This window comes from Micromonospora sp. NPDC048843, from assembly GCF_040649965.1.
GTDB lineage: Bacteria > Actinomycetota > Actinomycetes > Mycobacteriales > Micromonosporaceae > Micromonospora > Micromonospora hortensis.
In genome coordinates, this window is record NZ_JBEZGJ010000201.1 from 1 (window position 1) to 12,052 (window position 12,052).

Here is a 12,052-nt window from a genome sequence, read left to right on the forward strand (position 1 = left end):
GTGTCGTGTATTGGTGAGATCGCTTCCACCTGTCGAAACCGAACGTGCCAGGAGCCGTACGACGCACAGATTCGCGGCCGGCCGCACATCAACCCAAAGGTCAGGAAGGCGCACGCATCTGCCGCTGACTGGGTGCAGCGATGGTGGGCGTGCTCCCGATCGACCGATGCGGCTGCAGGAGCCACCGCTGGTGCCGCCAACCAAAGCACCGGGCCGGCAGCTCACGATCCGTCGGCGGCGCGGTGCGAGCCCGGTTTGGGGGAGCGGGTTGGGAGCAGCAGGGTGCCCTGAACGGCCTTGAACTGCGTCCAACGGCATCGAACGGCGCTCAACTGCACCCGCCCCTGCCTGCGGCTCCACGTTACCGCGGGTCAGAGTCGGTGCAGCGTCCTGTTTTCTGCGGAGTGCTCCCCAAATCTGGGCGGCAGTCGACGGTGCTCTATGCCGCCTGGTAAAGGGTGTGCGCACGTCGAGGCGGTAAGGAGCCGTTGGCCGGGCCCGGCCTTGCAAGTGGGAGCAGATTGGGTGCAGGTTGGCGAAGTGGTCACCGCGCCCGAAGTGTTCACCGGCACCGGACAAGGACGAGGGCGGTGACCTGCGGTGATGTGGGCGAGCGGACCTGCGTGCCCTCCCAGAGAAGACCGAAGTGGTCAGGGATCGCTGCTCGCCGCCTGGATTGTGCTGGCTGCCGTTCTGAGACCCGCTGACGCCGTTCACGAGGGCCGCAAAGCATCGACGTACGGCTCTGGGTCCCGTGGCGGTGGGGTCAGCATGAATCCCGGAAGCTGAGGCTCGAATCCCACCCGCAACCTTTGAGCAGGGCTTCCTGCTCGTTGACCTCTTCGGCGGATCTGAAGGCATCCGCCGCGCTGGGCTGCCGCTTGTCACGAGCGCGCTCCTCGCCCGGCGATGACAGGACGTCCATGGAATCAATGGCCCCGACGAGACACCAGCATGGGTTCGAATGCGGTTGGTGTTGTGGTCGTAGTGATGGATGATGCCGGTTGTGATCACCAGGGAGCGCGCTGTCGCGCTCGTCGAGGCCTTGCTGATCGGGCAGCGACGGGAGGGACGGCTGGCCGAAGTGCCGGAGATCGCGGTCTGCGGTGTCGAAGAGCACGCGCTCGGGTGGTTGGTCTCCTGGCAGTCTGTGGAGTATCTGCGCTCCGGTGACTTGGGAAGGATGCTGGTGGGGCAGGGCCCCTACCTGGTGGATGGGGAAGACGGCAGCATTCACCACATTCCGGTTGCGATATGCGGCTCGGGTCGGTGGGCTGAGGTGTATCTGCGGCAGTACAGGGACGTCAGACCTGTGGACTCACTGCTCGTTGAAGTCCGTGTCCTCGTGCAAGGTGGGGACAGGATGGCGGCGCTGCGGTATATCCGCCGCCGAGCGCCGCGGATGGGCCTGCGGGATGCCAAGGCGTATGTCGACGCGGTCAGCGAGGGGGGTGAGCCCTCGGAGTGCTTGGCGAGCCTCGCGCGCGAGGAACCAGAGCCGCTGCCGCTGGCGATCGAGACGCTTGCCGGCCCGTTGGACGAGGAAACTAGTGCGTAGGCCAACAACTGAGGGTTGGGGACGCCGCCACCACTAAGGTCGGCTCATCCGGCGCGGAGTGACACCCGCGATGGCGCTTAGTTCGGCTTCTGCGCGGGTGCGTTCGGCCTGGGTTTGGGCGATCCAACCCGTGACGACGGCGGGGTCGGCGCCGGCGTCGAGGGCGGCCGCGGGCGACGACATCCTCGCCCGGCTGCTCCGGGTGCCGGTCTACGATTTGCTGCCGCTGTTCCGGGTCCTGGTGCTCGTCCTGCCGCTCCTGACCGGTGCGCACGCGTTCTTCATCGCCCGGGCCACATCGGTTGGCGACGACCCAGCGTGAGCCGGCAGCCCGGTCGCGTCCAGGACGCCGTGATCGAGGCTGACTCCCCACAGTGGCACGTACATTCGAGGTTGCGCTCGCCAATCTCTACACACACGACGTTGAGGCCTCCTGTCGCCGCGACGGCAAGCTACGCCGCGGCCTACGCCTACCGGGGCGTACCCCTGGCCGACCGAGCGTCGCCCCGGTCAGGGCTGGACGATGCACATCCCGCCGGGGGCGGCCCGGTCCATCGCGGCCAGGGCGTCGGGCACTTCGGCGAGCCCGATGGTGCGGGTGACCAGCTCGGCGGGGCGCAGCACGCCGGCGGTGACCAGCCGGAGCAGCTCCGGGTAGGCGTGCGCGGCCATGCCATGGCTGCCCCGCAGTTCCAGCTCGTAGGCGATTACCAGGTCCATCGGCAGGGCCGGGCGGCCCTGGGCGGCGGGGAGAAGGCCGACCTGCACGTGCCGCCCGCGCCGGCGCAGGCTCTCGATCGAGGCAGTGCAGGTGGCGTGGCTGCCCAGGGCGTCGAGCGACAGGTGGGCGCCGCCGCCGGTCACCTCACAAACGGCTGCGGCCACCGCGCCGGGTCCGGTGAGGGCAGCCCCGTCCAGACACACCGAGGCCCCGAAACGGCGGGCCAGCTCGAGTGCGCCGGGGGCAACGTCGACCGCCACCACCCGCGCGCCGCACGCCGCTGCGATCATCACCGCCGACAACCCCACACCGCCGCAGCCGTGCACCGCCACCCACTCGCCTGCGGCGACCCGCCCCTGACCGACCACCGCCCGGAACGCCGTGGCGAACCGGCAGCCGAGCGCCGCCGCGGCCGGGTAGCCCACCTCGTCGGGAAGCCGGACCAGGTTGACGTCGGCGTGTTGCACCGCCACGTACTCGGCGAACGAGCCCCAGTGGGTGAAGCCGGGCTGCGTCTGCCGCTCACACACCTGCTGGTCGCCAGAGAAGCAGGCCGGGCACTGCCCGCACGCGCAGACGAACGGCACGGTGACTCGGTCGCCGAGGTGCCAGCCGCGTACACCGTCGCCAACCGCTGTGACCACGCCGGCGAACTCGTGGCCAGGCACGTGCGGCAGGCGGACGTCCGGGTCGTGCCCCTGCCACCCGTGCCAGTCGCTGCGGCACAATCCGGTCGCCTCGACCCGGATGACGGCACCCCCGGGCGGCGGCACCGGGTCCGGCACGTCGCGGACCTCGGGTCGGGCACCGAACTCGTCGAAGATCACGGCACGCATGCGCCGCATCCTCACATGTGCCAGACGACCGGCCGACGGCAGCCCGCCGGGGGTGACCGGGCCCGTTGGCCCGCATCGACTTCGCCCATCACCGGATCACCACCACCGCCAAACCGGCCCTGCGCAGCGGCGGGCCGGTCAGCTTCCTGGTCGGTCCGGACCGTGTGGTGATCCGGCCGCTCGAGGCGGTGCCCGGCTACGTGGTGCCGGACGGCGAGCCGGCGAGCCGGCGACCGAGATGACCGCGAATTCGCCACGGGGGAGTGGCGCTGCCCGGCCCGGACCCGACGTCGCTGTGGGTGACCGAGGAAGAAGGCGGCAGGGGAAACGTCGGGATGGGCGTAATGCCCGTGCGACCCGACCTGCTGGGGGAGACCTGCGTTCAGAGGTTGAGCGGCCCCGGGTCGCTGGCCAGCTCCCGGAACCGCTCGCGCGGGTTGGCCACCAGCCGCCGGGCGGACAGGTCGAGCAGGCCACCCACCCCGGTCAGCGTCGCCACCGGGGTGCCGTCCGGGCGGGCGTAGTCCTGGTCGATCTGGAAGGTCTTGCCCTCGCCCCAGCGGAACCCGCAGGACACGTCCACCTCGTCCGCGCCGCGCAGCTCGCGTAGGTAGCGCACGGTGACCTCCAGGGCGACCGGCCCCACCCCGCTGGCGATGAGCCGCTCCTGTGAGATGCCGGCGGCGCGCAGGCACTCCCACCGGGCGTGCTCGCCGTACTGGAGGTAGACGGCCTGGTTCAGGTGGCCCTGGGTGTCCAGCTCGTAGCCACGGACGGTGATGCGCACCCGGAACGGATCTGCCATGAGCGCGAGCGTAGCGGGGCGCTGTGACACCGCCGCTGTTCACCGCGCCGCCATGGGCAGTTGGGGGACTGGTCAGAGTGGTCCCCACAGGTGGCGGCGTTTCCACCTGTCGCTGCCGGCTCGGAACTCCTGCAAGAGCTGCAGGGCTGCTTCGCGGTCGGTGGTCTGGCAGCGGAAGTGTCGGTTGATGGAACCTTCCTGATATTCCAGTGCGTATGTCCCGGCGGGTACTCCGGCAGCGTCGCCGTAGCCGACCTGGACGAACCATCCGTCGGCGCGTTCGAGGATCACGTAGCGGTTGTTCTCGCCGACCTGGCCGATGATCCATTTGAGTCGGTGGGCGTCGGGGTCGGGCATCGTCGGCAGGCTCTCCGACGAGAGCGTGAAGGGCGCTGCGTGGCCCGGCGCGTTGGGGTTGACGACGTGATAGCCCGGTTCGTAACCGACCAAGCCGTGCTCGGCGGCGAGCGTCAGGTTGGCGAGGATCGCCGCGACTGTTCGTAGGGTGCACCGGTCGCCACTGCGGTGTGGATTGCGGTCAGGACCGACTCCCGACGGGCACGGTATGCCGGCGTCGTCGAGGGTGCGCGCCATGCTGGCGAGACTCTGGCCATCCAGGCGTTGGGCGAACATCCACCGCACGTGTGCGGCCGTGGCCGGATCCGGGTCGAGGCGTTGCAGCCGGCGACCCCAGCGCGCTTGGGCGGCGTTTGGATGAGGGCCGGCGTCGGTGAGTCGGTATCCGTACGGCGGTCAGTCTCCGAGATGCCGTCCCTGTTCTCGCGCTGATTTCTCTTCGCGTTTCGAGCGATCCCCGTCCCGTTGGACGGGGATTGTTGCTGTGGTGGCGAGGAAGCTCCCCGCCGGGGTGAGTGGATAGATCGCGGTTTCGGCTTCGATGGTCCACGCGTGGTGGTCACACGATGATCACGTTGTTGGTTTGTAGGTAGTTGGCGAGTTTTCCGGGTCGGGGCTGCGCAGTGCAGGACGGCGACGATGTAGCCCGCGGTCGTGTCGGATGCGGTCGAGCAGGTGGTCTTCCCGGATGTAGAGGATCGTCGGTTGGGCGGAGGTCCTGGTGCGGGTGCTTGTGTGTCCGTGGCGGCATCGGTAGCCGGGTCGGCTGTGTATCCAGTGGGAGTCCATGATTCGGCCGCACACGCCGCAGCAGATCACTTCGGCCAACACATAGCGGCGGGGGATGCCGTCGGTAGGGGTCGGTGCGCTGTGGATTGCCTGAATGGCGACGAAGTGTTCTTCGCTGACCAGCGGAGGGTGCGCGATCTCGCGGGAGATGACCCAGTCGGTGGAGGCGGTCCACCGTTGGATCTCGTGGACCCGCTCAGCCCGGGCGACGCTGAACGCCCTGCCCGGCCGGCGAGACGTGCAACCACCGGAGCCCCGTGCCGGCTGTGCGGGGCATTGAAACATCATGATGAATCATATATAGTAACCCGACAGGAAAGCGCTTTCCTGAACCGACTTTGGGAATGTTTCCGAAGCGGTAGCAACCTGCTCCGTTGAGAAGACGACGCGGCGGCGCGCGTCCTACCTGCGTCAGGCAACTACCTGATCCCACCCCTGTCATCCGGGCCGGCGTGTGCGCTGCTGCGCGGATGCGAGCGCGAGAAGGATTGTCATGAGCATTCAAACCGTCCCAGAGGTCGCCCGCCGGCGGCGCCGGGCGCCAGTCCTCGTTCTGGGGCTGAGTGTATTGCTGCCATTTCTGTTGGTGCCTGGTCAGGCACATGCCGCGATCCCACCGCAGGATCCCGGGGTCACATTGCGCACCTACAACCTCGGAATCGATCGGTCCGGACTCTGCACGCTCAAGCCCGGACAGACTCCCAACGTCGACAAGCTGATGCCGGTGATCGACTGGTCGACCCAGGCCGACTTCGGCGTCGCCGACAGGTTCCACACCCAGGTCGTCGCGAACATCAACATCACCACGGCCGGCTCGTACGTGTTCCGGCTCACCAGCGACGATGGCTCCCGCTTGCGCATCGACAGAAGCACCGTCGTCGACAATGACGACGCGGACAGCACGTTCACGACGGTCATCGACCACGACGGCCTTCATGGCGCGTCGCCGAAAGACGGCACCATCGATTTGTCCGCCGGCTATCACAAGCTGCGCATCGAACATTTCGATAACACCAGTGGGCAGGCGCTCAAACTCGAGTGGCGGCCACCGGGATCCACACAGTTCTCGCTCGTGCCGACCACGGCGCTGAGCACCGAATCCGGAGTGACCCGGGTGACCGCACCTGGTACCAAGGAATGCGTCGAGGGGGTGGACAGCCCGGGGGACGGGCTGCCACTGAACGCGGTGCATCCCAATTACACGCTGACCAATCTGCGTCCAAGCGGGTTCGAGCCAAAAGTCACCGGGATGGACTGGCTGCCCGACAACAGGCTGGCCATCACCACGTGGGGCGGCGACTACGGCACCACTACGCCGCTGGGCGAGGTCTATGTGCTGGGCAACGTCACCGGCACCACCTCTGCCGCGCAGGTGACGGTGAAGAGGATCGCCACAGGGTTGCAGGACCCCATGGGAATCAAATATGTGGACGGCAAACTGTACGTCGCGGAGCGGTCCGGGCTGACCGAGCTGACCGATGCCAACGGCGATGACATCATCGACAACAGGCGAACGGTGGCGACCTGGCCGTTCGGCGGGACCTACCACGAGTTCGCGATCGGCCTCCTGTACAAGGACGGCTACTTCTACCTCAACCTGTCGGTCCAGATCACTCCTGGCGGACGCTCCACCAAACCGCAGCTCGCCAACAATCGCGGCACCGCGATCAAAGTCAACAGGGCGACCGGACAGGTCGAGTACACGGCGAGCGGATTGCGTACCCCGAATGGCATAGGCTGGGGCCCCGAAGGCGGCATCTTCGTCACCGACAACCAGGGCGACTGGCTACCGGCCAACAAGCTGGTGCATCTCAAGCCGGGCCGGTTCTTCAACCACTACAACGATCCGGCCGGTCCGTTCGACTCGAACGCGGTCACACAGCCGGTCCTGTGGCTGCCGCACAACGAGATCGCGAACTCGCCGAGCACACCGCTCATGCTCACCCAAGGCCTGTTCGCCGGCCAGATGCTGTTCGGTGATGTCACCTATGGCGGGATCCAACGCGGGTATCTGGAAAAGGTCAACGGCGAGTATCAGGGTGCGGTCTTCCGCTTCACCCAGGGACTCGAGGCCGGCATCAGCCGGATCACCCTCGGCCCCGACGGTGCGATCTACGCGGGCGGCATCGGCGGTGGACAGGCCAGCAGCAACTGGCGTCAGCAGGGCAAGCTCACCTTCGGTCTGCAAAAACTCACCTCCACCAGTAGCAACGCCTTCGACATCTTGGCGATGCGGGCGGTCGCCGGTGGCTTCGAGCTCGAATACACCCAGCCGTTGTCGGCCGCAACGCTGAGCTCGCTGGCATCGCGGTACGCCGTCCGGCAATGGCGTTACACCCCGACCACCAGCTATGGCGGCCCAAAGGTCGACATGGAAACGCTGAGCGTCACTTCGGCCACCCCTTCGGCCGACGGCAAGAAAGTCACGTTGCGGATCAACGGCTTGAAGTCCGGGCGGGTGGTGTATGTGCACTCGCCACGGCCGTTCAGTTCGGCTTCGGGGCAGTCCCTGTGGAGCACGGAGGCCTGGTACACGCTCAACTCTCTGCCCGGTGGCCCCTACGAAGCCGAGTATGCGGCGCTCAGCGGCGCGACCGCAGGGTCCGAACATTCCGGTTACAGCGGAACCGGTTACGCCGACTTCGCGGCGACCGCCAACACCGGCGCACACACCGAATGGACAGTCAACGCGCCGAGCGCGGGAACCTATTCGCTGGAATTCCGTTACGCCAACGGCGGGTCCGTCGACCGGCCTCTGGCCATCGCGGCCAACGGCACGACTGTCAGCCCAGCGCTTTCGTTCCCGCCGACGGGTGCGTGGAACACCTGGCGAACCGTATCGCTGAGCACGACGCTACCGGCCGGGCAGAGCAAGATCCGTGCGACCACGACGGGCGCCAACGGCGCCAACCTCGACCACGTCGTCGTCGCTCCGGTATCTCGCATCCCCCTGTTCGACGGTACCGACCTGGCGGCATGGGAGAACACAAACGGCGGCCCTGCGACCTGGCCGGTGGCCGGCGGTTCTATGGAATCGCTTGGCGGAAACATCCGTACCAGAGCGAAATTCGGCGACTTCAAGCTGCACGGCGAGTGGCTGCAACCCGCCTACCCGCCTGAGGTCACCGGACAGGCCCGCGGCAACAGCGGGTTCTACCTCCAGGAACGCTACGAGATTCAGGTGCTGGACTCCTACGGTGACACGACACTGGCCAACAACGAGGCCGGAGCCATCTACCTCAGGCGTGCTCCCGATCGGAACATGGCCACCGCGCCCAACACATGGCAGACGTTCGACATTACGTTCCGCGCGGCGCGGTTCAGCGCGACAGGCGCGAAACTCGAAGACGCCAGGGTCACGGTGGTGTGGAACGGCGTTGTTGTCCACAACAACGTCGCCATCAGCGGACCCACCGGAAACGGCCAGCCCGAAGGGCCGTCGCCTGGCTCCATAGCCTTGCAAGACCACGGCGACCCCGGCGAGAATCCCCGCTTCCGCAACATCTGGATCGAACCGCTGAGTTGACGCACACTCTGGTGTCGCCGCCGGTTCCGTGCGGCGGCACCAGAGTCCTGCGTGTCCGCCGGACCGGGCCACGTTGTCGGAGTACGGGTCGGCGGCGGTGATGAGGTAGACGTCTAGCGCGGCGTCGATGTCGCTGACGCCGATCGTCCGAGGTTACCGCGCCGAACGATCGTCCAGCTGATGGAGCAAGTCGTCGATCGCGTCGCGGTGGCGATCGTCGCAGCAGCTCACAGCAGGACCTGCGAACCATTGCGGACGAGGGCAGTTGATGTTGTATTGGCTACGGCAGCGGCTAGGTCGGCTGCGGCACGAGGAGGCTGCGGTGCTTGCACTGCTCGGCCGATGGACCGCCAAACACCGAATGTGGGTGCTCGCTGGCTGGGGCGTGATCACGCTGGCCGGTGCGGTGCTCGGAGGTGCGGTTTACGACCGGACCCAGTCGGTGGACAGTCTGCGACCCGACGCGGAGTCCATGGTCGCGCAGTCGCGCATCGACCGGCTCGACCCGCAGGGGGAGCGGATCGTGGCGGTCATCGCGGGCCGCGACTTCAACGCCATGGCACTGGTGGACAGCGCCACGCGGGTGATGTTCGACATCCGCGCGATCCCGGGAGTTGCGTCCGTCACCGATGCCTACACCGCAGGATCTTCGCAGGTGGGCGCCGATGATCAAAGCTCGCTCGTCGTCGTCGAGCTGCGCCCGCAACTCAGCGACGACGAGGCGCTCGCGGTGGCTGACCAGGTGGCCGCCGCCCTGCGCCGCATCGACGCCCCCACGGTGCTGGTCGGAGGGGAGCTGCTTGCCGAGCGGACCTTCGGCGAGCAGGCCGTCAAGGACGCCGCCATCGGCGAGTCGATCGCGCTGGTGGTGCTCTGCGGCGTTCTCACCGTCGTGCTCGGCGGGCTGATCGTAGGCAGTCTGCCGCTGGCGGCCGCCCTCGCCGCGGTTGCCGCAACGCTGTTGGCGCTGAGCGGGCTCGCCGAGGCGATGCCGGTCAGCGAGTACGCGGTCAACGTCGTCACCGTGCTCGGTCTCGGCCTCGCCGTCGACTACAGCCTGCTGATCCTTGCCCGGTTCCGGGAGGAACGCGAGGCGGCCCCTGAGGCATCGGTGGCGGAGCTGCTCGCCGCGACCACCGCGACAGCCGGACGTGCCGTTCTCGTGTCCGGTCTCACCGTCGGTGCGGCACTGGCTGGTCTTTTCGTCTTCGCCGAGCCGCTGCTGGCCGCGATGGCGCTGGGTGGAGCGCTGGTCGTCGGCATGGCCACGGTGATCGGGCTGACCCTGGTCCCCGCGCTGATCGCCCTGGCACACCGGCGTATCCCGCCGCCGCGAGGCGCGCGGACACGGTCCTCGGCGGGCAGCTCCCGTCGCCCGGCGCCCGGTCGGCCGGGCCTGCTGGCGCGGCTGGCGGCGTTCTCGCAGCGCCGTCCCGCCGCGGTGGCGTTGACCGTGACCGCCGGCCTGCTTCTGCTGGCGTCTCCGTTGTTCCAGATCACGCTCGCCAACTCCGACGCACGTTCGCTGCCGGCCGCCAGCGAGGAGCGGTTGGCGTACGAGGCCGTCGAACGGGACTTCGCCACCTGGGCCGCGCAGCCGGTCACCGTGCTCATCGAGGCCGGTGCCACCGAGCCGCCGGTGCCGGCGTTGCTGCAACAGTTACGCGACCTCACCGGCGAGAAGGAGCTCGACCTGCGCTCGGACCTGCCGGCCGACGTCACCGTGGTGGACTTGCGCCCGGCCGGCCCGGCGAGCGGCGTACCGGCCCAACGCCTGGTCCGTGACCTGCGGGCCCTCGACATGCCGGTGCCGCTCCTCGTCGGGGGGCCCGCTGCCGAGCTCATCGACGCGCGGGAGTCGACGGCCGCGCGGCTGCCGATCGCGGTGGCCGTCATCGTCGTCGCGACCGGGCTGCTGCTGGTCGCCTTGACCGGCTCGGTCGTCGTACCGGTCAAGGCCATCTGCATGAACATCCTGACGCTGCTGGCGACCCTCGGCGTCCTGGTCGCCGTGTTCCAGTGGGGATGGGGTTCGGCCCTGCTCGGGTTCGAACCCTGGGGGGCTCTGGACATCACCACACCGCTGCTGCTCTTCGTGTTCATCTTCGGGCTGTCGATGGACTACGAGGTGTTCCTGCTCGCCCGGATCAAGGAGGAGTGGGACCGCCGTACCGCCAACGGCCGGATCGACAACGACCGGGCGGTCCTCGCCGGCATCACCGCGACCGGTCCGGTCGTCACCACCGCGGCCGTGGCGCTGGGTATCGTCTTCCTCGGCTTCGCCCTCGGCGAACTGATAGCGGTCAAGGAGATCGGTGTCGGGATGACTGTGGCCGTGCTGCTGGACGTCACCGTGGTCCGTGGACTGCTGCTGCCCTCTGTCATGTCCCTCCTCGGCGCGGCGAACTGGTGGCGTCCCGGCCGCCGTGCGGTGTACGGCGATGGAGGAGTTGTGTCGGAATCGGCCCGGTAGGTCGTCGTCATGAGGTCGCCGGTGTCGGCCAGCTTCCACTGTGGCAGGAGGGCCGCACCGGCGCCCGCATTACGAGGGTGCCCCGCGCTGTGGCTCGGGACTGACTGATGGCCGTCGGTCTGTTGATCTGCGCACTCGCCGGTCCGATTTTGCGAGGTCGCGTACCAGACGCTCGGGTTTCTGCCGGACGTGGCCGCCCACTTCGTTGCGTTCTTTGACGCGAAGTCGTCCAGGACCTGGCGTTCAGTCGCGGTCCAGGCGGGAAGCTGCGCTATCCACTCTTCTGCCTGCTCGGCGCTGTGGCCGCTACCGATCAGCGGTGGGCGGGCTGTCCGTTGTCCTGCCGGCGGCAGGACTGCCGTGCGTGCCTTGACAGGAAGGAGGAGCAGCAGGACAGTCGACATATTCATCGACGTTCAGCTATCGGCGGCGAGGTGTGCCATGCGGAAGTCGCTGACTGCTGTGGCCGCCATCGCTGTTGCCATGGTCGCGATGATGGCCGCGATCTCACACGCCAGTGCGGCGAGCGCGGCGGCCGGGTGTCGGGTGAACTACGTCGTCACCAGCCAGTGGACCGGTGGCTTCCACGCCGACATCGCGGTCACCAACTTGGGTGACGTAGTCAACGGGTGGACGCTGCGGTTCGCGTTCCCTGCAGTCGACCAGCGGCTCACGCAAACCTGGAGCGCCACCTGGGCCCAGGCGGGCCAGCAGGTCAGCGCGACGAATCTGGGCTGGAACGCGACCCTGGGCACCAATGGCTCCGCGAACATCGGTTTCGTTGGCTCCTGGTCGGGCAGCAACCCCATACCGGCGTCGTTCACGCTCAACGGCGTCACGTGCACCGGCGGCGTCCTGCCCAGCGTGACGCCGACCCGGACGACCACACCGCCGGTCGCTGACTACCCGGCGATCGTCACCTGGCTCAGCCCGACCGCCGGCGCGGTGTACACCACGCCGGGAACCGTCCCGCTGGCGGCGACCGCG

At 68.1% G+C, this 12,052-nt stretch carries 9 protein-coding genes; 6 read left to right on the top strand and 3 right to left on the bottom strand.

Going from position 1 to position 12,052, the window contains the following annotated elements; all coding sequences use genetic code 11:
- Positions 1-1,006: 1,006 nt before the first annotated feature.
- On the top strand, positions 1,007-1,558 hold the full coding sequence (locus tag AB0C20_RS31310; RefSeq protein WP_357569332.1) for a YrhB domain-containing protein: 552 nt from the start codon (positions 1,007-1,009) through the stop codon (positions 1,556-1,558).
- Between the two features lie 130 nt (positions 1,559-1,688).
- A complete protein-coding gene (locus tag AB0C20_RS31315) occupies positions 1,689-1,880 on the top strand; it encodes a hypothetical protein (RefSeq protein ID WP_357569333.1) in 192 nt (63 codons plus the stop codon).
- A gap of 188 nt (positions 1,881-2,068) precedes the next feature.
- Here AB0C20_RS31315 and AB0C20_RS31320 read toward each other — a convergent pair whose 3' ends face one another.
- On the bottom strand, positions 2,069-3,115 hold the full coding sequence (locus AB0C20_RS31320) for a zinc-dependent alcohol dehydrogenase family protein (RefSeq protein WP_357569334.1): 1,047 nt from the start codon (positions 3,113-3,115) through the stop codon (positions 2,069-2,071).
- Between the two features lie 65 nt (positions 3,116-3,180).
- On the opposite strand from AB0C20_RS31320, the gene AB0C20_RS31325 reads away from it, so the two are divergent.
- Positions 3,181-3,357: a hypothetical protein gene (locus AB0C20_RS31325; protein ID WP_357569335.1), complete on the top strand. Its 177-nt coding sequence runs from the start codon at positions 3,181-3,183 to the stop codon at positions 3,355-3,357.
- Between the two features lie 140 nt (positions 3,358-3,497).
- Here AB0C20_RS31325 and AB0C20_RS31330 read toward each other — a convergent pair whose 3' ends face one another.
- The gene (locus AB0C20_RS31330) at positions 3,498-3,920 is read right to left on the bottom strand and encodes an acyl-CoA thioesterase (RefSeq protein ID WP_130399906.1); all 423 of its coding nucleotides are present in this window, start codon (positions 3,918-3,920) and stop codon (positions 3,498-3,500) included.
- A 72-nt stretch (positions 3,921-3,992) separates the two neighbouring features.
- Positions 3,993-4,553 (bottom strand): hypothetical protein, encoded by a 561-nt coding sequence (locus AB0C20_RS31335; protein ID WP_357569336.1) that lies wholly within the window; start codon positions 4,551-4,553, stop codon positions 3,993-3,995.
- A 1,006-nt stretch (positions 4,554-5,559) separates the two neighbouring features.
- Between AB0C20_RS31335 and AB0C20_RS31340 the strand changes: the two genes are divergently transcribed.
- The 3 genes from AB0C20_RS31340 to AB0C20_RS31350 form a co-directional block, all read left to right on the top strand.
- Positions 5,560-8,592 (top strand): family 16 glycoside hydrolase, encoded by a 3,033-nt coding sequence (locus AB0C20_RS31340; RefSeq protein WP_357569337.1) that lies wholly within the window; start codon positions 5,560-5,562, stop codon positions 8,590-8,592.
- Between the two features lie 268 nt (positions 8,593-8,860).
- Positions 8,861-11,065, top strand: coding sequence for an MMPL family transporter (locus AB0C20_RS31345; RefSeq protein ID WP_357569338.1), 2,205 nt, complete (start codon positions 8,861-8,863; stop codon positions 11,063-11,065).
- Positions 11,066-11,506: 441 nt separating this feature from the next.
- The coding region (locus AB0C20_RS31350) for a cellulose-binding domain-containing protein (protein ID WP_357569339.1) at positions 11,507-12,052 on the top strand (546 nt) is incomplete at its 3' end.

What these genes read in the sequence shown, in the direction of transcription:
- AB0C20_RS31335 (WP_357569336.1), bottom strand. Translation starts at nt 4,553, where the DNA reads ATGTTCGCCCAACGCCTGGATGGCCAGAGTCTCGCCAGCATGGCGCGC.
- AB0C20_RS31345 (WP_357569338.1), top strand. Translation starts at nt 8,861, where the DNA reads ATGTTGTATTGGCTACGGCAGCGGCTAGGTCGGCTGCGGCACGAGGAG.
- AB0C20_RS31320 (WP_357569334.1), bottom strand. Translation starts at nt 3,115, where the DNA reads ATGCGTGCCGTGATCTTCGACGAGTTCGGTGCCCGACCCGAGGTCCGC.
- AB0C20_RS31340 (WP_357569337.1), top strand. Translation starts at nt 5,560, where the DNA reads ATGAGCATTCAAACCGTCCCAGAGGTCGCCCGCCGGCGGCGCCGGGCG.
- AB0C20_RS31330 (WP_130399906.1), bottom strand. Translation starts at nt 3,920, where the DNA reads ATGGCAGATCCGTTCCGGGTGCGCATCACCGTCCGTGGCTACGAGCTG.